We start from the raw sequence: 21,064 nt of genomic DNA, 5'->3' as shown, positions 1-21,064 counted from the left end.
GAGAGGACAGGAAGAACAAAACATGTTGAAAGTTAAGGCGATTGTACTTGATCTAGATGGTACATTATTAAACAGGGATGGTACTATATCAAAATATATAAAAGAATGTCTTTTCAATATGATGGAAGATGGAGTAAAAGTTTTCTTGGCTACCGGAAGACCTGTCAGTACAACTGTTTCAATTCACCAAGAACTGGAGCTTGATACACCTCTTACTTGTTTGAACGGGGCACTTGTGTACGATAGACTCACAAATAGGGTTCTGGACTATTCACCTATTTCATCAAGTCTAGTGTCGACTGTAAAGAGTGTGGTAATTAATAGCGCTATCGCAATGGTTTGTCAAACCTATCGAGCAAATTATCAAATAATCAATTTAATAGGAAAAGAAATTGAAAGAAACTGGCCGGTTGAAGAGCCGAAGGTATTTCCAATTGAAGATGAGCCGGTTTTGAAAATAAAAATACATTTCAAAGACTGTGAGACAGCCCAGTGTATATATCATCAACTAGGTCCAGTTCTAAAAGTGTCAAACTGGGGAAGTTGGTTCGAAGTAACGGCTAGATGTGTATCGAAATGGAAGAGTATACAGAAACAACTCAAATATTTTAATATAGCAAAAAGTGAAGTTGTGGCATTTGGAGATGGCATGAATGATATAGAGTTACTGAAAAATGCAGGTGTTGGAGTTGCAATGGCAAATGCACTACCTATTGTTAAGAAAAATGCAAATTGTATTACTTTATCAAATGAAGATGATGGAATTGTATTTTTCCTAAATAAGTTTTGCAAAAATATCACCTAGATTAAAAGTGAATACAAAGGGAAGCGTATCTTTTCCAAACATAAACTTTTATTCTTATGACAATGAAAAATTTGGATGGGAGTGATGCATAAGAAGAAAAGTTGCTAAATTAAGATTAAAGGGGAGCTTGTTTGTCTATAACATGCTCCCTTTTTGGATTATTGTGTCATGGTTCATTGAATCTGGGCAAGACTTTATTTTTCTGGAATCATTTATCTTTATAATTGAAGAACGTGTGAACATCCTTTTAAATTTAATGGATTTTTCCTGAAAAGCTTGCTATATTCAAGAGAGGAAAAATTTGGACAGGTTTAGGATGTGGATGTTGATGACTTTTACGGAAAAAAGATGGTTCAAGGTCATGGTGGCCATCATATTATTTTTGCTCATTGTTTTTTTGCTGAATAAAAATCAATTTCTATTAGTACCCGTGGTCGTTTTAATTCAAACCATCTTTCTACCATTTGTGGTAGCGGGTATTTTGTATTACTTATGTCGCCCTCTGGTGACATTTTTAGAAAAGAGAAAAACCCCTAGATGGATTGCGATTCTTGCTGCCTATGCTGCGATTATTTTATTCGGATATGGAATTGTCAAGCTTGTTGCCCCTGCGATCAATGATCAGCTCGAAACCTTTATTGACAATCTCCCGGCGATGGTTTCAACGGTTATCGATTGGGTGAAATACATACAAGAAAATCGGAGTGCCTTCCCAGATTTCGTTCAGGATGCTATCTTAACAGCAAGTGAAGATATCGAGGCGCGCATTCAAAATAATGTCGGTAATATCGCAAGTGGCATTCTAAGTGTATTTGGTGTGATCGGCGGTTTTATAAATACTTTGTTTGGTCTCGTTCTTGTTCCGTTCATTCTCTTTTACATGTTGAAGGATAGCGGGCGATTTGCACCAAGTGTTACGAAGTTCTTTCCGACAGCTAGACGGGAGAATGTTCTTCATATATTAAAGGATATAGACAAAACGATTGCCACTTACATTCAAGGACAAATGATTGTCAGTCTTATCGTGGGAATATTGCTATATATCGGCTACCTCATCATTGGACTAAATTATTCGTTAGTGTTGGCAGTGTTTGGAATGTTTACGAATGTCATTCCGTTCCTAGGGCCTTATATCGCCGTCATTCCCGCCATTCTTGTTGCGCTATTCCAAGATCCCGTTATGGTTCTCTATGTGGGGATCATCATGTTAGTTGCGCAGCAAATCGAAGGAAATATCATTTCCCCAAACATTATGGGAAAATCATTGAATATCCACCCATTAACCATTATCGTTTTAATTTTAACAGCGGGAAATCTCGCAGGACTTATTGGTGTTATCTTTGTTATCCCGGCCTATTCGATTGTGAAGGTGCTGGTGGTGAACTTGGTTAAGTTGTATAAAAGTAAATAGCAAAAGAAAAACCGATCTTGCTATGCTTGATCGGTTTTTGTTACTGATATTCTTTAATCGTCTTGATGATCTCACGCACTTTCTCAATCGGTACTTGTCCAGGTGCTGAACTTTTAGCACCAACTGTAAAAACAATTGCAGAGCCAAAAATCCAACCGATCATTCTGCTTACTGTACCAAGTCCGTTCATTGACATGGTGGCAACGGGAATTTTTATTAATCTATTTGCTTGTTCTGTTATGTCTAACAGGCGAATGACATCTGAATATGAATTTGGCATAACAGCAATTTTCGCAATATCGGCTTCTAATGATTCCGCTTTTTTTAATATTTGAAGGAGCTGATCTTCGGAAGGGGTTTTAGTGAAGTCATGATAGGACAAAATCAATGACTTTCCACATTCTCGGGATACCTTTCTTAAATGAAGGGTATCTTCTTCAGGATTCGCTATCTCATAATCTATGATATCGATGCAGCTATGTTTACATATGTAGGAAAGGAGCCCTACGATTTCAGCTGGAGACAGCGGTGTCGGATTTCCACCTTCAGCGACCGAACGAATCGTAAAAAGCAGTGGGGTCCCAGGGGTTACTTTCTTTATGGCATTTGCTACCTCAGCAACCCTTTCGAAATCCTGTATTTCTTGAAAGTAATCGACTCTCCATTCAATCATGTCCGGTCCTTTTTCTTTGACTATTTCTAACTCATCCAGTAATTCCTCACTAGTTGTTCCAACGATGGGTGTACACAAGTAAGGATATTCTTTTCTTAATTTGCTTTGAAACATCATTGGCCCTCTTCTCTCTAAATTAAAGTGTTAAAATCTCATAAAATAATTATCTAAAATCATATCATTGTTACTAGCCAAAATCTATATTGTTTTTACCAATTTAACGCATTAAATCAAAATGGCTAAATCAATTCAAAAGAGCGCCAAAAAAGGCGCTCAAGCAAACTGGTGATGGCGAATATTAGATTAGTAGCCCATGTAACTTGCTCCAACGATAATCAACAAAATGAACAGAACAACGATTAAAGCAAAGCCCATTCCGCCGCCGTATCCTCCACCTTGGTAGCTCATTCGATCACCTCCAGTTGAATATCTAAACAACATAATGATGTCTCAATCATTGTTGTCCCTACATCATATGAAAAGATGATGAAGGGGATTGGACAAGTAAATTACGAAAATAGCCCAATTAATGATAGAAAATCATCTTTGGACGAAAAGATTGTGAAAGTAACTCAATTGATCCATAATAAAGAGGAAAGAATTCCTATAAAATTAGTTGGTTTTGATAAGTGAGGTTAGTCCATTGAAATTCCAAGACACGAAAACAATTGATGAAAAACTAAAGTTAATGAGTAAATTATCAGAGGGATTTTTGAAGAGAGCAGCGCAGGTGGATGAAGAAGGTTCGTTTCCTTATGAAAACATTAAGGAGTTAATCGAAACCGGTTATACCCTGCTAACAGTACCAAAAAGATATGGCGGGGCAGAAATATCTTTATATGAACTCGTTCGATTGCAGGAACAAATCGCAATGGGAGATGGTGCGACCGCCTTGTCGATTGGATGGCATATGGGGATCATTAAGAATCTTGATGAGAAGAAGCTATGGGATGAAACAGTTTTTGAAAAAGTGATCGAGGATGTCAAGAAGGGTGCTCTATTAAATGGAGCAGCCAGTGAACCCCAGACAGGAAGTCCCACTAGGGGTGGCAAACCGACGACGACCGCCGCAAAAGTTCAAGATGGCTGGCTTCTTAACGGAAGAAAAACGTTTACAACGATGTCGCCGATGCTGGATTATTTTATCGTAAGTGCTTCTGTTCCAGAGCGTGATGAGGTAGGGAATTTCCTTGTACATCGGTCGCTTGCTGGGGTGGAGATCGAGGAAACATGGGATAGTATAGCGATGAGAGGGACGGGGAGCCATGATCTCGTGCTTAAGGATGTGCTGGTAAGTGATAAGGATTATGTTGAGCGCTTCCTTCCAGGAAAAAAGGGTGCAAACGGCTGGCTCCTTCATATTCCTGCCTGCTATCTAGGAATAGCTACAGCTGCACAGAAGTACGCAATAGAGTTTGCGAAAAGCTATTCGCCAAATAGTATTGAAGGCACCATTCTAGACATTCCAACTGTCCAACAAAGGATTGGAGAAATGGAGCTACTTCTATTGGAAGCAAAGCATTTCCTTTATTCTGTTGCAAAAGAGTGGGATTCTTCACCAGAAGATGAAAGAGCACTACTCGGTCCTTTGCTTGGGGCAGTGAAACATTCTGTTACAAATAAAGCTATTCAGGTTGTGGATTTGGCTATGAGGATTGTGGGAGCACGAAGCCTTTCGCAGAAGAATCCACTCCAACGCTATTATCGTGATGTGAGAGCAGGGCTTCACAATCCACCAATGGATGACATGACCATCCAATTACTTGCAAAAAAAGCAATCGCTGCTGACCGTTTATAGGTCAGCAGCTTCCTCCCTATAAAATAGGGTCATCAAGAAGAACACAATAAAGCTAATTAGTAGTGCAACTCCACCAGCGATATAGAAAGACAACGTGAAGGCTTCGGGAAGGTCGAATGGCTTTACCATATACAACCACATTCCGATGGTTAATCCGCAAGAGCCGAGGATCGCACTCCAAACATGAATTTTCGTCATGACTGTCTGTGTAGTCTGGAAAAGCTTATAATAGACAGCCCATGCGAAAAGACTTAACCACCCAACAACTAAAATATGGGCATGAACCGGCCGGAAGAGATAGGAGCCAGACCCTGCCATATGGGCTCCAAGAATCGCACCAATCACGCCAAACAAGCTTGCAAATCTCAATAAAAGCAGACTATTTTTATTCACTTCAATCCCTCCAATTATATGTATATACATAATGTAAAAGAGGAATATGAACGGAGGATGAATAAAAGTTTACAAATCGGCTTTTTCTTAAATAATGGCTATCATTTTTTAGGAGATAGGCAGCTCGACCGTAAAGGTAGTCCCCTCGCCTTCCTTACTATGAACAATAATAAGGCCATCGTGTAGTCGGACGATGGTCGCAGCGATAGAAAGACCAAGCCCTGTCCCTTCAATGGTCCGTGTGCGGGCTGTATCTGCGCGATAAAAGGGTTCAAACACTCTTTCTCTCTCTTTTGCATCCAAACCAATACCTGTATCTGCAAAGGTTAGGATAACTGATTTTCCGCTCTTTTCAATGGAAATTTCGATTCTACCATTTGGTTGATTGTATTTAATCGCGTTCGTTAACAGGTTGTCCCACACGGTGTTTAGGAGCTCTGGATCACCAGTCAACTCGATTTCAGGCAAGGAGTAACCAAGTGTTATCCCTTTTTCACTAATCAACCATTGATAGACACGAATTAATTCTTTAACCTGTAGACCCACATTAAATCTCTTCTTTTTCACAATATCTTCGTTTCGATCTAACGAGGCAAGAAGCAACAGCTGTTTTGTTAATGAGGATAATCTTCTAATCTCATTATTGATGATCGATATGTAATGGTCTCTATCTTCAGGAGGAAGTTTCTCATTTTCCAACAGATTGGTGTACCCCTTAATATTGGACAGGGGGGATTGGATGTCATGAGAAATGTTTGAGATGAACTCTTTTCTTATCTCATCCATTTGTTCAAGCTTTCTTGCCATTTTTAGGAAGCTTTCCGAGAGCTCACCTACCTCGTCACGCCGATTGATCTCTAAGTCCACATTGAATTTTCCTTGAGATAGGGATTTTGTTGCCTTTGTTAGCTGTGAAATTGGTTTAACTAAATATTTCGTGCTAATCACAACCAGAATGATGCTTAGGGCAATCATTAAGATTAGCAACCAGCCGAATAGGAGATGCATCTCATTAAAGAGTAGCTTAATATCAGGCCTTAGAAATAGCGCATAGTTTTTTCCTTGATGGGAAAAAGGGACACCAATAGTATTTCGTAATTCATTAGCGAAGAAGCCTGTTACAAAGGTTTCTTGTGGGAAATAAAGAATGCCGTGATAAATCTCCCCGTTCAAGACTTGTTTTTTGGCAGAGGACGAGAGCGTGTCATCTCTAAATGGTTGGCCAAAGAAAGCTTCTCTTTCAAAGTCATCCAATAAGTAGAATTGATATCCAATGGATGATAAATGTTCGAAGTACTCATGAAGATTAATTTCAGGGTGTGCCTCTATAAATTCTGCGATATTCAAGGCAATTTTCGTATTTTTTTCATCGTTATAGGGCTTTAACTTGTGCTGATAATAAGTGTTGGAAATGATAAAACCAATTATGCCGCTGATTACCATAATTCCAATTGTAATCACTACAAATTTTGTATAGAGTGACTTCATTTTTGGCGTGCCTCCAGCAAATACCCTACACCACGTATCGTTTTGATTTGAAAGTCATCTGTAATGGATGAAAAACGCTCTCTCAGTCTTTTGATATGGACATCAACCGTTCGTTCGTCTCCTTCATAATCGATTCCCCAGATCCGCTCGATCAATTGCTCTCTTGAAAAAACCTGAAATGGATGAGCCGCCAAAAAATAGAGCAGCTCGAACTCTTTTAATGGGATGAGAAGGGTCCGGTTACCAATTTCTACCTCATAGCTTTTTTTGTTAATGGTTGTTTTGCCGAATCGGACAATGGATTCGTCTGTTTCTAAATCATAACGTCTTAACAATGCTTTGATGCGAAAAAGCAACTCCTTTGGTTCAAAGGGCTTGACGAGATAATCATCTGTACCCGATAGATATCCCTGCTCCTTGTCTTCGATTTGGCTTTTAGCGGTAAGTAGGATGATCGGAATATCGTATTTTTGTCGAATTTCCTTCGTTAAGGAATATCCATCCATAAAAGGCATCATCACATCAACAACAGCTAAATCACAGGATTCACTGCTTAGAATGTTTAAGGCATCGACCCCATCCTTTGCCTTATAGACCTGATACCCTGCATTGGATAAGTGGATACCGACCAGCTCTAAAATATGTAAATCATCATCTACAACTAATATCTTTGTCATCGCATGCTCCAGTGTGAAAATTTTCTCAATAAACCTAGTGAAAATAACCGCCCTGGCTCTCAAGGCGGTTATTGATTTTACTATGAAGGGAAAGTATTTTACTTTTTGACAAACATCGGCAGATCGGTGTGCCCGAGCATTCTGACATAAACAAATAGGTTTCCTTTGTGATTGATCTCGTGGTCTAACGCTAGTCTTAGTAATTGGCGTCCTGTACATTTGATGCCGAGAAACTTTGTCATATCGATTTCACGTGCCAATTCTTCATCTGTAATGGATTTGATCGTTTCGATCGTTAAGGTTGTATACTTATCGGCTAGCTCCGACAAGTTTGTTTCCGTATCCTCCAATTTTCTTACCATGGCGGAAGGGTTCCCGGTCTTCACAATAGTCGCAAAATTATAAAAAGAATGAAGCATATGGGTCACCAATGTTTTGGCGCTCATGGATGTTTCAGTAGGCTTAAAGTTGTAATCCTCTTCTCCAATTTTACTAGCAAGTTCTTTTGTAACCTCACGGTGTGACAAGAAATTGGGTAGAAACTGCTCTGCTTTCGACATAACACAACTTCTCCTTTACTTTGTCCCTTTCATTTTAAAACAAACAACCTTTTATCACAAATTTAAGACTTGATACAATTTTGTAACCAAACTGTAACTTTACTTCCGTATCAACAGTCAAATCAAGAAAGAAAGGAAAAGTAAAGAAAAGAGGTGGTTCATGATGAAAATGAAGTGGCTGAGTCTCGTTGGAGTCTTTGTATTATTGATGGCGGTTGCAACCTATTTATTTGTTTCTGAATTAAAGCTAGAAACTGGTCTTAATCAATTGAATGGACAGTCCGTTGTAATGAATCATAAGACTTGGAAGCTAACCTTTTCAAAGGAGATTGATGAAAAGACGGTAAATGAAGAGACCGTATACGTTCTTGATGATCAAGGAAAAAAAATCGATGTTAACGTGTCATTAAGTACGGATCATAAAACGATTTTGATCACCCCACCAAAAGACGGCTATGATCTATCGAAAAGGTACTATAAGCTTCATCTTAGTAAGGAGATTAAGTCTGTACACGGGAGAGCTCTTCGTACAGCTCAGGAAATCAAGTTTGTTGTAAAAGAAAAATTGCCAGTTGTTGGTTCCAAGGAAAATCTGAATAGCTATTTCGATGAGGTTATGAAGGAAGAAAAACGTGGAAATTTTTTTACAGCAAGAAGCGGGACCTCTGTGGAGGAATCGAAGGATAGTGCCGGGTCAAGTAATAATAAGGCGGAGTCCCAAGAATATTCAGAGACAAATATTCAGGTGCAGGGTGTCGACGAGTCAGATATCGTCAAAACAAATGGCACCCATATTTATCAAGTGGTGGACGGAAAGATAAATATCATTGATGTCGAGAATGGGAAAAATATGAAGCTCTTAAAGCAGATTTCCTATTCCAACACCTTCTATCCATTTCAACTTTTTCTGCATGAAAATAAACTCCTCGTTCTTGGACACAGCTATGAGGAGATAAAGAAAGATAGCAGCAAGAAGGATGAAATGAAAATTTTGCCTGTGAATGATTCAACAAAAGCAATTGTTTACGATATAACAGACCCAAACAACCCGAAAGAAGAAAGAAGTATTTCCCTTGAAGGACATATGGTTTCATCTCGGAAAATCGATAGCAAGGTTTATTTAGTTACCAACCAATATCCACAATACTGGATAATGAGAGAGATTGATGATGTCGATTTAAGACCGAGATATTCGGATAGCAATGTCAGTGAGGAAAAAATCGCCATTGACTATGATAATATTCAATATTTTCCCGATTCAAAAGAGGCAAATTATACGATGATCGCCGCATTTGATCTTGAGAAATCTTCCCAGGATGCGAAAATAACTACCTACCTTGGGAGCGGTAATCAAATGTATATGTCAAAAGAGAATTTGTATTTGGCTGTGCAGGACTGGGGGATTCGAGCGCTTGCCGACGGTGAAGTAGGAACTGAAAATACAACCGTTTATAAATTCTCGATTGACGGTCTTAAAGTCGAGTTTGACAGCTCAACTGATCTAGAAGGGCGAATTCTGAATCAATTCTCGATGGATGAGCATAACGGTTATTTCCGGGTAGCGGTAACAAAAGGAAATATGTGGGATGAGGAAAAACCATCTGCTAATCATCTATTTATTTATGACAAGAATTTAAAGCTCGTTAGTTCAATTGAAGACCTTGCACGTGGCGAAAGAATTTACTCGGCCAGATTCATGGGCGATCGCATATACATTGTGACCTTTAGAGAGACGGACCCGTTGTTTGTGATTGATGCGGCGAACCCAGAAGCGCCAAAGGTACTGGGCGAGTTAAAGATTCCAGGGTTCAGCAACTATTTGCATCCCTATGATGAAAATCATCTAATCGGCTTCGGTCATCATACGAAGTCAGTAGCGTCTAAAGATTCAAAGGAGCCATTAATCTTGACAGAAGGTGTCAAGCTTTCCATATTCGATATCACGGATATGAAAAATCCTAAGGAAATGTTTACGGAAATCATCGGTGGAAGAGGCACCTATTCACCACTGAATTACGATCACAAAGCAATGTTATTTGATAAGAAAAAGAAGCTCTTTGCCTTTCCGATAAATGTCTATCAAAGCGTCGAAGGAGATAACTTTGACTCGAAATTTGAATTTCAAGGGGCCTATATTTATAACTTAGATTTAAAGGATGGCTTCACCCTTAAGTCCAAGATTTCCCACATGAAAGGGAAAACATTATACGAGGAATGGGAGAACGAAATTCAGCGCCTGCTCTATGTGGACAATACTTTATACGTTTTGTCTAATTCAAAAATCTCAGCCCACTCGCTGAAAAATTATGAATTAGTTGGAGAACTTTCCTTAATTAAGTAACTTACGGCCAATCATCATGATTGGCTATTTTTTTTGCATACGCTTGCATTTACAATTTTCCTAATCACAGATATGATATAGTTTAGTAGCATGGAAATGTTTTAAAATGGCTGTTTCATAACAATTGCTAATTGGAAAGGGGACCATTTTATTCCTAAAACTATAAATTGTTGTCAGAAGGGATTTTTTAGAAGATGATTCGCAGATTTATGTCCTACTACAAACCACATAAAAAGTTATTTACGATCGATTTTTTTAGCGCGATCATTGTTGCTCTGCTTGAGCTTGCCTTTCCTCTTGCGGTCCAATGGTTCATCGATGATCTGCTGCCTGATGAGAACTGGTCGATGATCGTTTCAGTCAGCATTGGGCTTCTCGCTCTATATTTTATAAGTATGTTCTTACAATATATTGTCAACTATTGGGGGCATATGCTCGGAATCAATATTGAAACGGATATGAGGCAGCAGCTGTTTCAGCATGTCCAAAAGCAATCCTTCCGTTTCTTTGATAATACGAAGACGGGTCATATTATGAGCCGTGTCACTAATGATCTTTTTGATATCGGAGAATTAGCTCACCATGGTCCAGAGGATGCCTTTATTGCCGTGATGACGTTCGTTGGAGCCTTCTGGATTATGCTCACTATTAACGTCAAGCTTGCGCTAGTTACATTCCTCGTTGTGCCTTTTCTTGTCTGGTTGATTACCTATTGCAATATTCATATGAATAAGGCTTGGAAAAGGATGTATGGGGAGATTGCGGATATTAACGCAAGGGTGGAAGATTCCGTATCTGGTGTACGAGTTGTCCAGTCCTTTACGAATGAAAAATATGAAATCTCAAGATTTACTTCGAATAATCAGAGATTCCGCATCGCCAAACTAGCAGCCTATAAAATTATGTCCTATACTTCATCTGGCATGTACATGATGACCCGGTTATTTGTGCTGATTGTTCTTGTGTATGGGGCTTGGCTTAGCTTTAAAGGAGACCTCTCATACGGAGAGCTTGTCGGGTTTGTCCTTTATGTTAATGTTCTTTTTAAACCAATTGATAAAATTAGTGCCCTCATGGAGCTGTATCCAAAGGGAATGGCAGGCTTTAAGCGCTTTACCGAGCTGTTAGATTCTATTCCAGAGGTTCAGGATCGAAAGGATGCCATTGAAGTAGGAGCACTGCGTGGGGATATTGCCTTTAAGGATGTCCATTTTGCTTATGATAAAAGCAAAAAAGTGCTAGAAGGAATTAATCTCGATATTCATGCAGGCGAAACGGTTGCTTTCGTCGGTCCATCGGGTGCTGGAAAAACAACGATCTGTTCCTTGATTCCACGCTTCTATGATGTTGATCAGGGAAGCATTAAGATTGATGGCTTTGATATTCGCGAGATGACAAAGCACTCCCTTCGTTCGAATATTGGAATCGTGCAGCAGGATGTTTTCCTTTTTACCGGCACATTACGAGAAAATATCGCTTATGGAAAGCTAGACGCTACCGATGAAGAAATTAAAGAGGCGGCTAGAAGAGCCCATCTTGAGGATTTCATTCATTCTCTTCCGGATGGCTACGAAACAGAAATTGGCGAACGTGGCTTGAAGCTTTCTGGTGGACAGAAGCAAAGAATTGCGATTGCCCGCATGTTCTTGAAGAATCCTCCGATCTTGATCCTTGATGAAGCGACATCGGCACTCGATACGGAGACCGAGCTTATTATTCAAAATGCTTTGAATGAGCTAGCTCGGAATCGAACAACCTTAATTATTGCTCATCGACTCGCTACAATTCGAAACGCCGATCGCATTGTCGTTGTGACGGAGGATGGAATTGCAGAGGAGGGTAGACACGATGAGTTGATCCGCCGTGGGGGTATATTTGCAAACCTGCACCAGGTTCAATACCAGCAAAGCTAAAAATATATGTATGAAAAATAACTAGGAGCTGACAAAATTGTTGGATAACACGCAAAACTATCGAATTGAAAAGGATTTTTTAGGAGAGAAAAAGATTCCAGCGGATGCTTATTATGGCATTCAAACGATGCGTGCGATTGAGAATTTCCCAATTACCGGTTATCAAATAGATCAATCTTTAATATTGGCAATGGCGACAGTCAAAAAGGCTGCTGCTCTTGCAAACTATGAAGTAGGGCAGCTGGATGAAAGAATTAAGGATGCCGTCGTTACTGCTGCCGACGAAATTTTGGCAGGGAAATTACATGATCAATTCATCGTGGATCCGATTCAAGGTGGAGCGGGTACGTCGATCAATATGAACGCAAATGAGGTTATTGCGAATCGAGCATTGGAATTATTGGGAGAGGAAAAAGGAAATTACGCCATCATTAGTCCGAATAGTCATGTGAATATGGCACAATCAACGAATGATGCTTTTCCTACAGCGATCCATTTAGCAACCTTAGCTACTCTCAATCAATTACTTCAAGTGATGGATGAGCTTCATCAAGAGTTTTTGAACAAAGCAGTGGAGTTTGATGGAATGATTAAGATGGGGCGGACCCATCTTCAGGACGCCGTTCCGATTCGTCTTGGTCAGGAATTTGAAGCCTATGCGAGAGTGCTGAAGAGAGATATTAAGAGAATTAGTACGACGAGGGATAGTCTGTATGAAGTGAATATGGGTGCCACAGCGGTAGGAACAGGAATTAATGCCGACCCAGAATATATTAAAAAAGCAGATGAATATTTAGCTGAGCTAAGCGGCTATCCTATTAAAGGAACAAGAAATCTCGTTGATGGAACACAAAATACCGATTGCTATTTGGAGGTTTCCTCTGCGCTGAAAATTTGTATGCTTAATATGTCCAAGGTTGCCAATGATTTAAGAATGATGACCTCTGGTCCAAGATGCGGCTTCGGTGAAATTAATCTTCCTGCACGTCAGCCTGGCTCATCGATTATGCCAGGGAAGGTCAATCCTGTCATGGCTGAGGTTCTTAATCAAAGTGCCTTTCAGGTGGCTGGAAATGACTTAACCATTAGCATGGCCTGTGAGGCTGGTCAATTTGAATTAAACGTTATGGAGCCGGTTATTGTGTATAATTTGCTCCAATCGATTAAGATTATGACCAATGTCTTTACAGTATTCCGCGAGTATTGCTTGAGTGGAATTACGGCCAACAAGGAGAGAATGGAAGAATACGTGAATAATAGTGTAGGAATTATTACCGCGATTAATCCCCATGTTGGCTATGAAACAGCAGCACAGGTAGCGAGGGAAGCAATTTTAACGAATCGCTCGGTTCGTGACATTGTACTCGAGAAAGGCATTCTATCTAGGGAGGAACTAGATACGATTCTCCATCCGCTAGAAATGACCAAACCTGGAATTGCTGGGAAGGAGCTTCTTAAGAAAAAACAAACGGAAATGAAGGAACTGAAATTAGTCTAAAGAGGATGGCTCGAAGGATTGTCTTGACAAATCTTTGAGCCATTAGCATAATAGATTAAAATATTGAACGTAACCTGAAGGACTAGTACGCATGACGGAAGTGTCAGAGAGTGGGGTCAGCTGCTGGGAGACTCCATCACAGGAAGCTTGCCGAACCTACCTTCAGGAGTCCTATGCAAACATAGGCGCATCCTTAGCGTTAGAAGGTTAAGTGGAATGTTTCGACATTCAAGCAAGGTGGTACCACGGAAAGCAAGCCCTTTTCGTCCTTATTTCTAGGACGAGAAGGGCTTTTTTTAGTATTGGAGGTTTCTTGTATGGATAAAAAGCGGATCGTTGTCAAAATCGGAAGTAGCTCTTTAACGAATGCAAAGGGAGAAATTGATAAGGCGAAATTTAATGACCACATTGAAGCGATCGTTGCAGCAAGAGAGGCTGGGCACGAGCTGATCCTCGTCTCGTCAGGGGCAGTAGCTGCCGGTTTTACAAAGCTTGGATATCCAGTCCGTCCAGTTACATTAAAAGGGAAGCAGGCTGCTGCCGCAGTTGGGCAAAGTCTTTTAATTCAATCCTATATGAAGGAGCTTGAGCCATACGGAATATTCCCAGCTCAAATCCTTTTAACAAGAAATGATTTTTCTAAGAAGGATCGCTACCGAAATGCTTACTCCACGATCTCGGAGCTACTGTCTAGAGGAGTTTTACCAATCATTAATGAGAATGATACGGTTTCAGTTGAAGAGCTGACCTTCGGGGATAATGACATGCTTTCCGCATTAGTCAGCGGACTCATGCATGCAGACCAGCTCATCATTTTAACAGATATTAACGGATTATACGACAGCAATCCACGAGTTAACCCATCTGCTAAAAGGTTGGATATTTTAGATGACATTACCGAAGAAATGCTCAGCTTTGCCTCTGGTGCAGGGTCAAGTGTTGGTACCGGTGGAATGAAATCGAAGTTAATCGCTGCAAAAACAGCACTGTCCTTGGGTGTTAAAGTGTTTATCGGTCGAGGACAGGGACGAATAAAAATCCTCCAAATTTTGCAAGGCGATGGGGATGGAACATATATTGGCAAACAATTTCTCACCTCTGTCAAGAACCAGAAACAGTGGATTTCCCTTCATTCATCCGTGTCGGGCAAGCTTTTTGTCGATGAAGGAGCGGAGACTGCACTGCTAACGAAGGGGAGTAGCTTACTGCCAGCAGGGATTTTCGGAGTTGACGGCGTATTTGAAAAAGGGGATGTTGTGGAGGTATTTGGCAGAAGAGGACTGCTTGGAAGAGGGGAGGTTCTCTACTCAGCTGACGAGATAAGAAAACTGATGGGAAAAAGAAGAGAAGAGCTGGAGCGAGAAAGGGTCTTTTTCACAAATGAAGTCATTCACCGCAATCAATGGGTGCAATTATATGAAGGAGGAGATAAGGATGTGTGAAGTCGTTTTGAAAGGTCAGAGGGCCAAAGCAGCGAGTGCATCTCTCGTAGGGATCACAACAGAGGAGAAGAACAGGACCCTTGAGAAAATTGCTGCACAATTAATGGAGGATAAGGAAGTTCTCATCTTGGAAAATCAGAAGGATTTGGATGCTGGCAAGGCGAATGGACTTTCAGCGGCGATCCTCGATCGGATTATGTTAAATGAAAAGCGGATTGAGGATATGGCCGAAGCTATCCGTTTGCTTGTTGATTTGACGGACCCAATTGGAGAGACGCTCGAAAGGATCCAAAAGGACAATGGCCTGCTCATTCAAAAGCAGCGTGTTCCTCTTGGGGTTGTCGGCATGATCTACGAGGCAAGACCAAATGTGACCGTTGATGCTGCAACCTTGTCCTTGAAAACAGGAAATGCAGTGATTTTACGAGGGAGCTCATCCGCCTATTATTCCAACAAGGCATTGGTTCAAACGATCCATCGAGCCCTTGCTGGGACGGCGATTCCTCAAGATGCCGTGCAGTTGATTGAGGATACGAGCAGGGAAACAGCGAAGGAGCTCTTTACCTTAAATCAATATTTAGACGTCTTGATCCCAAGAGGCGGAAAGAATCTAATCGAGACCGTCGTTCGTGAATCTACGGTCCCTGTGCTCGAAACCGGGGCGGGTAATTGCCATGTGTTCGTAGATGAGACGGCGCAGTATGAAATGGCCAAGCAAATTGTGCTCAACGGGAAAATCCAACGTCCATCTGTTTGCAATGCGATTGAGACGGTCCTAATCCATGAAAATTGGTTCAATCAATACGGTGTAGAGCTTCTCCAGGAGTTGAGCGAGCGAGGAGTTGAAATATACGGTGATGACAAGGTAGTTCGTTCATTTGGAGAGGCAAAGGCAGCAACAGAAGAAGATTGGTCGACGGAATATTTGGCTTTTAAGGTGAGTGTGAAGGTCGTTGGAGATGTTGAAGAAGCGATCGAACATGTTAATATTTACGGGACCAAACACTCGGAGGCGATTGTGACAGAAGATAAAGCAAATGCAGAGCTCTACATGATGAAGGTGGATGCAGCCGCCGTTTATCATAATGCCTCGACAAGATTTACCGATGGTTTTGAATTTGGTTATGGTGCTGAAATTGGCATTAGTACGCAAAAGCTTCACGCAAGAGGTCCAATGGGTCTGAATGCATTAACCAGCAGTAAGTTTTTTATTTTTGGTGATGGACAGGTTAGGGAGTAAAATAAATGAAAGGTAGATGTCAGTGAGCATAGGGAATTTGGACATCTACCTTTTTGTTTTTATCTCTTAAAGCTCTTTTCATCTAGTTTAGAATTTCGCCATTGTAGCAAGTTGACCTTTGCCTCGTCATTGACTATCCTGAGCATCCCTAAATTGTTGTCCGTCTCAATAATGGACCCACTCGGAAGGGAAAGATAGTGAATGGACTCCTTCCACAAACAAGATTCTTCTTTATCTGGATTTTTCCCATACATTAAGTGATAGGAATCATTACAACTCCGGTGAAGGTGATTATGGTCATATATCAGCGAGTGTAGTCTAAGAATCCCTTTTAGAATCATTGCCGTTAGTATGCTAAAGCTGTCATTTTTCATCGGACTAGATGTGAACTGTTGGAGCTTCCGTTGCTCCTCATTTGGGAAAGCTATAATGGTTTCCACGCTTGAGGCCATATGGGCATCACCTGACAGAATGATGCAGCTCGATGGGTTCCATTTTGAAATTTGCTCGTGGAATTCATGATATCCTTTTCCATTAAAATGCCAAGCCTCTAAATCAAATCTAGTTTGTACGGGTAATCGTAGTATTTTTAACGGGAGTACGTATTGGTATAAGAAGGCTTCAATTAGCCTGATCCCATAAAAGGGGGCGGGTGAAACGAGAATCAGTGGGGAGCCACTTTTCCAGCCACTTTTAACTAACTGATCGGATAAAGTCTTCCAGCCATCCTGATCGATGAGCTGTGGTGCAGCATGGAGTTCTTTTATACTCTTTCCTATTTGTTGTTGAGGGTATGCTCTTTTCGTGCGTGTATCGAGAAATAAGGCTTTTGGCTTTGTGGGTGAAACAAATGACCACTGTTCAAATTGGAGAAGCGTATTTTGCCATTCATCGTATTGAATTGACTGAACATCAAAGAATCGAAAGTAACTTTTCATTTTTTCAAGAAAAGCATGATTGTATTGGTCTGGAGCATTTCCCCATCCCTGAAAGGCCCAGTACACCGCTAGACCATTCGCAATTACATGTCGTCCAAGAGGTCTTTCTTCTACGTCTTTCTTCCACTCAAAGGAAATATTAAAATCATCGGTTATATCATGGTCATCGAACATCATATAAGTAGGGATATTTGCAAGCAATCTACGGACTTGGGGTAGGGTTTGCCGGAAACTTTGAATGGCTTCAAGCTGCTCCTCATATCGTTTTTGATTCTCAATGAGTTCTGTGGCAAATTCATCCTCATAGCCAGGTTTTTCGGGAAAGATAAAATGATACACTCCTTTTGAAATCAGCTCTTCCATCGTTTGGAAATCTTCATTTTCTGGGCCCCAGATTTCCGGACTTAAGCTAAGAAGGTACATGGCACTGTACTCTCCAAAGGAAATCAAATGGTTATGGGATTTGCTTGAGGTAAATTTGCATAGCTTCTCCATAATTGTTTTCCGGCCGCGGACCTGGCGTAATGCCTTTTGCAGGTCAGCAGCTTTCAAACGTTCATCTATCTCCTCCAAATGTTCTTCCTTGCCGATCAATAACTTGCCTAGACGAAATAGGAACGGAAAGATTGGATCCCCGACATCGTCTGCATAGATTTGATCGCCAACTAAGAATAATGCTCCAGGTCTTTCCTTTAAATCAAAGTAGGTTTCGTTCAATTTTATATCCCCACTTGCAAGGGCATCCTTTCCTTTTCCATGGAGCTTCCGACATGAACCAAAGAGAAGCTTTTCGTTCAAGTCCGATAGGAAAAAGGTTGGGTATTTTAACCCTCTATAGACAATCGCTAATGGGTTTTTGTCTGATAGTAGGTCTAGACTTTCAAGGTCCCATGATTCAGTGTTATTCATCAAACGAAGATTGTAGCCGATTAGTTCTTCAAGCGGGAATGAATCCTGCTGAGGTTTTATTCTTATTAAATAGATGTGTAGGCTCTCACCGAGCGAAACCCTATTCGCGTCGGTGCTGACTATAAGTGGATGGTATTCATAGCTTGCCTTCCCGTTAGAATCCTTGACTACAAATAGCTCTGCTTCAACCTCGTAAGGCATACTAGTTGCGATCCAAATGAAAGCCTGCTTCTGCTCAACACGGCGAACGATCGGCCCTGCTAAAAGTTTCGGTAATTTCATTGTTTATCACAGCTCCAATAAAATCGGGTTGTGATAGTATATTCATGTAGGTAAAGGCTTGTGTGCGGGCGTTATCTTATAGAAAATGACCGGCACTTTTCAAATTAATTCCCGCTAAGGTTAATCCCTCGACTACCCTTTTTGCAAAAAACACCGCTTGATGTCCGTCCCCATGCAGGCAAATCGTTTCAGCTTTTATCTCGATGTCAACACCTTGTATTGATTTCACCGTTCCTTCGGTCACCATTCGGGTTACTTGCTTGACCGCCTCGGCTGCATCGTGAATCAGGGAGTTCGCCTCACTTCTTGGTGTTAGTGAACCATCCTCACAATAAGTGCGATCGGCAAAAACCTCTCTCCCAGTTCGAAGGCCAATTTTTTGACCTGCGCCAATGAGCTCACTTCCCGACAATCCAAATAAGATTAGTTCTGGCTCAATTTTGTAGACGGCTTCTGCTATTGCTTTTGCGATGGCCCCATTTTTGGCAGCCATATTATAAAGAGCTCCATGGGGCTTCACATGCTGAAGCTTTCCGCCTTCAGATCTGACAAATCCATCAAGCGCACCAATTTGATAGATCACTAGATCGTAAGCCTCCTGCGGAGAAATATTCATTTCCCTTCTGCCGAATCCATTCAAATCTGGTAATCCCGGGTGGGCGCCAATCCCGATATTTTTCTCCAATGCGAGCTGTACCGTTTCTCGCATGATGCGCGGATCCCCGCCATGAAAGCCGCAGGCAATATTTACGCTTGTCACGAAGTTCATGAGCTCCGCATCATTTCCAATTCGATAAGGTCCAAAGCCCTCACCAATATCACAATTTAAGTCTACTACATTCATCGGTTCTACTCCTATCTAAATTTTAGTTCTATCAACCTTTTGAGAATGGAAAAATATCTTTCTTGTTCTCGCAGCAACGCTTGAGCCTCTTCTAAGGCAACCTCCCTAAAGCGAATCCTATCACCAGGCTTCATTTGAGCAAGAATGGGTAGATCGGCAGAAATCACATGGGCAATCTTTGGATAACCCCCAGTTGTTTGCCGATCCGCAAGGAGGATGACTGGCTTCCCATCTGATGTCACTTGGATCGTGCCAAAATCAACTGCCTCTGAAAGCATCTCCTTTTTCTCCTTAAGGAGCAGAGCGGGACCGGATAGGCGATAGCCCATTCGATCGGAGGCAGGTGTGATTTGAAATTCAGAATTAAAGAGCAGATTTTGGCTCTCTCTTGTGAATGCGTGGAACTCTCTACCTTTAATCATGCGAATGAAGGGGGTCATATTTTGAGCTGGAACACTCCATTTTGGATTCCCTTCTGAATGGACCACTTCCATGATTTTCTTAGACAACCCCTGCAGGTCACCAAGCGGAATTTGATCCTCTGCTTCCAATGGCCGCCCATGCCATCCCCCCATTTTTGCGCGGGCATAGGTAGAGGCACTGCCCAATACCTTTGGAATCCAAATTCCTCCAGCAAGGCTTAAGTAGGCTCGACAACCGTCTATACATTCACCAAAACTTAGAATTTGGTTTTTTCGAATCAGAATCGGTCGCCACATCGGGAGCCTTTTGTTGTCAATGGTTGGAGAGAGATTCCCACCGGTAATGGCGATAAGTGAATCACGAGAAAATTGAATGGTTGCGCCTATTAAAGTCATTTCGATTGTAGGGGCATTTTCATCGTTCCCCACCAAAATGTTGGCTACACGGTGGGAGTAAGTGTCCATCGCTCCACCTACAACGACCCCATCCTTTTGATATCCATACCGCCCAAGGTCTTGAATGGTTGTCAAGAGCCCAGGTTTAAGAATTGAAATCATGATGCTTTTGCCCCCATTCGTGATATTCCTGAAAGGATATCGGGTAAAAACGAATCCTGTCACCGGGTTTTAACAAACATGGCTCTTCTCTATTTGGCTGAAAGAGCTCTACAGGGGTTCTTCCGATCAGCTGCCATCCCCCTGGAGTTTCGATTGGATAAATCCCCGTTTGCATGCCAGCGATTCCAACAGACCCAGCAGGTATCCTTAATCGTGGCGACTGTTTTCTAGGAGCAGCAATTTTTTCTGACATTCCCCCCAGGTAGGGGAATCCAGGTGCGAAACCAATCATATATACAAGATAGCTACACGAAGTGTGTATATGAATAACCTCGTCCGCCGTAAGCTGATTATGTGTTGCGACAAAATCCAAATCGGGACCTAGTTCCCCTCCATAACAGACGGGGATTTGGACAACACGCTGCTGATGGGGATTTGCTGGGTTTATATGTTCCAGTAAGCTCACGACCTCTTGGCATACCTTATGATATGTGAGGGTCGTAACGCGATAAAGAATGGTAATCGTCGCAAAAGCAGGTATGTATTCGATCATCCATTCAGGCTGATTTTTCTCAAGAAATGAGGAAACAAGTTGAACCTGTTGTTGAATTTTCGGATCAATTTGTGAGCCGAATTCTATTAGAATTCCTCGTTCGCCCAAAGGATGTAAATGGTAATCCATCTCAGGCAACTCCTTTTCTATTCCTTAAAGGGTATTTCGTGACCAGTTGTTGCTTTCATTGTTTAGTTTTGCGAGGTGTTCGCTTCAAAAATATTCAGAACTATTATATTATGAAAATAAGAAATTTCATATTTAGAAAATTTATTAAAAAATAGAAACCATTCCCATTAGAAAACAGTCTAATAGATAG

Annotated in this window: 18 protein-coding genes; 8 read left to right on the top strand and 10 right to left on the bottom strand. The window is 41.2% G+C overall.

Features of this window, described 5'->3' with window-relative positions; all coding sequences use genetic code 11:
- The first annotated feature begins 22 nt into the window (after positions 1–22).
- Together J2S07_RS17235 and J2S07_RS17230 are read left to right on the top strand one after the other, a co-directional pair.
- Positions 23–805 (top strand): HAD family hydrolase, encoded by a 783-nt coding sequence (locus tag J2S07_RS17235; RefSeq protein ID WP_307151647.1) that lies wholly within the window; start codon positions 23–25, stop codon positions 803–805.
- Between the two features lie 328 nt (positions 806–1,133).
- A complete protein-coding gene (locus J2S07_RS17230; RefSeq protein WP_307151646.1) occupies positions 1,134–2,216 on the top strand; it encodes an AI-2E family transporter in 1,083 nt (360 codons plus the stop codon).
- Positions 2,217–2,256: 40 nt separating this feature from the next.
- Here the strand turns inward: J2S07_RS17230 and aroD are convergent, their stop codons facing one another.
- Both aroD and J2S07_RS17220 read right to left on the bottom strand, forming a co-directional pair.
- Positions 2,257–3,003, bottom strand: a complete 747-nt coding sequence (aroD, locus tag J2S07_RS17225) for a type I 3-dehydroquinate dehydratase (RefSeq protein ID WP_307151645.1) — start codon at positions 3,001–3,003, stop codon at positions 2,257–2,259.
- Between the two features lie 189 nt (positions 3,004–3,192).
- Entirely contained in the window at positions 3,193–3,327 is a 135-nt protein-coding gene (locus J2S07_RS17220) for a YjcZ family sporulation protein (protein ID WP_370872875.1), read from the bottom strand.
- 205 nt (positions 3,328–3,532) lie between these two features.
- Here J2S07_RS17220 and J2S07_RS17215 point away from each other — a divergent pair, with 205 nt between their 5' ends.
- Positions 3,533–4,687, top strand: a complete 1,155-nt coding sequence (locus J2S07_RS17215; protein ID WP_307151643.1) for an acyl-CoA dehydrogenase family protein — start codon at positions 3,533–3,535, stop codon at positions 4,685–4,687.
- Here the strand turns inward: J2S07_RS17215 and J2S07_RS17210 are convergent.
- From J2S07_RS17210 to J2S07_RS17195, 4 genes are all read right to left on the bottom strand, one after another.
- A complete protein-coding gene (locus J2S07_RS17210) occupies positions 4,682–5,080 on the bottom strand; it encodes a hypothetical protein (protein ID WP_307151642.1) in 399 nt (132 codons plus the stop codon). The two genes, J2S07_RS17215 and J2S07_RS17210, sit on opposite strands and share 6 nt — an antisense overlap.
- A gap of 108 nt (positions 5,081–5,188) precedes the next feature.
- On the bottom strand, positions 5,189–6,568 hold the full coding sequence (locus tag J2S07_RS17205; protein WP_307151641.1) for a sensor histidine kinase: 1,380 nt from the start codon (positions 6,566–6,568) through the stop codon (positions 5,189–5,191).
- Positions 6,565–7,245, bottom strand: coding sequence for a response regulator transcription factor (locus J2S07_RS17200; RefSeq protein ID WP_307151640.1), 681 nt, complete (start codon positions 7,243–7,245; stop codon positions 6,565–6,567). The genes J2S07_RS17205 and J2S07_RS17200 overlap by 4 nt, the downstream gene beginning before the upstream one ends.
- A 98-nt stretch (positions 7,246–7,343) precedes the next feature.
- Positions 7,344–7,805 carry a DinB family protein gene (locus J2S07_RS17195; protein WP_307151639.1) on the bottom strand — a complete coding sequence of 154 codons (462 nt, stop codon included), beginning with the start codon at positions 7,803–7,805 and terminating at the stop codon, positions 7,344–7,346.
- Between the two features lie 160 nt (positions 7,806–7,965).
- On the opposite strand from J2S07_RS17195, the gene J2S07_RS17190 reads away from it, so the two are divergent.
- The 5 genes from J2S07_RS17190 (at position 7,966) to J2S07_RS17170 (ending at position 16,239) form a co-directional block, all read left to right on the top strand.
- Positions 7,966–10,146, top strand: a complete 2,181-nt coding sequence (locus J2S07_RS17190; protein WP_307151638.1) for a beta-propeller domain-containing protein — start codon at positions 7,966–7,968, stop codon at positions 10,144–10,146.
- 194 nt (positions 10,147–10,340) lie between these two features.
- Complete coding sequence (locus J2S07_RS17185; RefSeq protein ID WP_307151637.1) at positions 10,341–12,059, top strand: ABC transporter ATP-binding protein; 1,719 nt, start codon at positions 10,341–10,343, stop codon at positions 12,057–12,059.
- Between the two features lie 37 nt (positions 12,060–12,096).
- Positions 12,097–13,557, top strand: a complete 1,461-nt coding sequence (gene aspA / locus J2S07_RS17180; RefSeq protein WP_307151636.1) for an aspartate ammonia-lyase — start codon at positions 12,097–12,099, stop codon at positions 13,555–13,557.
- A 317-nt stretch (positions 13,558–13,874) separates the two neighbouring features.
- Positions 13,875–14,999 carry a glutamate 5-kinase gene (gene proB / locus J2S07_RS17175; protein ID WP_307151635.1) on the top strand — a complete coding sequence of 375 codons (1,125 nt, stop codon included), beginning with the start codon at positions 13,875–13,877 and terminating at the stop codon, positions 14,997–14,999.
- A complete protein-coding gene (locus J2S07_RS17170; RefSeq protein ID WP_307151634.1) occupies positions 14,992–16,239 on the top strand; it encodes a glutamate-5-semialdehyde dehydrogenase in 1,248 nt (415 codons plus the stop codon). The genes proB and J2S07_RS17170 overlap by 8 nt, the downstream gene beginning before the upstream one ends.
- Before the next feature lie 59 nt (positions 16,240–16,298).
- On the opposite strand, the gene J2S07_RS17165 is transcribed toward J2S07_RS17170, so the two are convergent.
- From J2S07_RS17165 to pxpB, 4 genes are all read right to left on the bottom strand, one after another.
- Positions 16,299–18,368 carry a metallophosphoesterase family protein gene (locus tag J2S07_RS17165; RefSeq protein WP_307151633.1) on the bottom strand — a complete coding sequence of 690 codons (2,070 nt, stop codon included), beginning with the start codon at positions 18,366–18,368 and terminating at the stop codon, positions 16,299–16,301.
- 76 nt (positions 18,369–18,444) lie between these two features.
- Positions 18,445–19,212 carry a LamB/YcsF family protein gene (locus J2S07_RS17160; RefSeq protein WP_307151632.1) on the bottom strand — a complete coding sequence of 256 codons (768 nt, stop codon included), beginning with the start codon at positions 19,210–19,212 and terminating at the stop codon, positions 18,445–18,447.
- Positions 19,213–19,223: 11 nt separating this feature from the next.
- Positions 19,224–20,192 carry a 5-oxoprolinase subunit C family protein gene (locus tag J2S07_RS17155; RefSeq protein ID WP_307151631.1) on the bottom strand — a complete coding sequence of 323 codons (969 nt, stop codon included), beginning with the start codon at positions 20,190–20,192 and terminating at the stop codon, positions 19,224–19,226.
- The gene (gene pxpB / locus J2S07_RS17150) at positions 20,176–20,874 is read right to left on the bottom strand and encodes a 5-oxoprolinase subunit PxpB (RefSeq protein ID WP_307151630.1); all 699 of its coding nucleotides are present in this window, start codon (positions 20,872–20,874) and stop codon (positions 20,176–20,178) included. Before pxpB ends, J2S07_RS17155 begins: the two co-directional genes overlap by 17 nt.
- Between the last annotated feature and the right edge of the window lie 190 nt (positions 20,875–21,064).

The organism is Anoxybacillus andreesenii, from assembly GCF_030813005.1.
GTDB lineage: Bacteria > Bacillota > Bacilli > Bacillales > Cytobacillaceae > Robertmurraya > Robertmurraya andreesenii.
Note: the sequence above shows the minus strand (reverse complement) of the source record. Positions and strands in the feature narration are given on the sequence as shown.

What these genes read in the sequence shown, in the direction of transcription:
- J2S07_RS17235 (WP_307151647.1), top strand. Translation starts at nt 23, where the DNA reads ATGTTGAAAGTTAAGGCGATTGTACTTGATCTAGATGGTACATTATTA.
- J2S07_RS17230 (WP_307151646.1), top strand. Translation starts at nt 1,134, where the DNA reads ATGACTTTTACGGAAAAAAGATGGTTCAAGGTCATGGTGGCCATCATA.
- aroD (WP_307151645.1), bottom strand. Translation starts at nt 3,003, where the DNA reads ATGTTTCAAAGCAAATTAAGAAAAGAATATCCTTACTTGTGTACACCC.
- J2S07_RS17205 (WP_307151641.1), bottom strand. Translation starts at nt 6,568, where the DNA reads ATGAAGTCACTCTATACAAAATTTGTAGTGATTACAATTGGAATTATG.
- J2S07_RS17200 (WP_307151640.1), bottom strand. Translation starts at nt 7,245, where the DNA reads ATGACAAAGATATTAGTTGTAGATGATGATTTACATATTTTAGAGCTG.
- J2S07_RS17195 (WP_307151639.1), bottom strand. Translation starts at nt 7,805, where the DNA reads ATGTCGAAAGCAGAGCAGTTTCTACCCAATTTCTTGTCACACCGTGAG.
- J2S07_RS17190 (WP_307151638.1), top strand. Translation starts at nt 7,966, where the DNA reads ATGATGAAAATGAAGTGGCTGAGTCTCGTTGGAGTCTTTGTATTATTG.
- J2S07_RS17185 (WP_307151637.1), top strand. Translation starts at nt 10,341, where the DNA reads ATGATTCGCAGATTTATGTCCTACTACAAACCACATAAAAAGTTATTT.
- proB (WP_307151635.1), top strand. Translation starts at nt 13,875, where the DNA reads ATGGATAAAAAGCGGATCGTTGTCAAAATCGGAAGTAGCTCTTTAACG.
- J2S07_RS17170 (WP_307151634.1), top strand. Translation starts at nt 14,992, where the DNA reads ATGTGTGAAGTCGTTTTGAAAGGTCAGAGGGCCAAAGCAGCGAGTGCA.
- J2S07_RS17165 (WP_307151633.1), bottom strand. Translation starts at nt 18,368, where the DNA reads ATGAAATTACCGAAACTTTTAGCAGGGCCGATCGTTCGCCGTGTTGAG.
- J2S07_RS17160 (WP_307151632.1), bottom strand. Translation starts at nt 19,212, where the DNA reads ATGAATGTAGTAGACTTAAATTGTGATATTGGTGAGGGCTTTGGACCT.
- J2S07_RS17155 (WP_307151631.1), bottom strand. Translation starts at nt 20,192, where the DNA reads ATGATTTCAATTCTTAAACCTGGGCTCTTGACAACCATTCAAGACCTT.
- pxpB (WP_307151630.1), bottom strand. Translation starts at nt 20,874, where the DNA reads ATGGATTACCATTTACATCCTTTGGGCGAACGAGGAATTCTAATAGAA.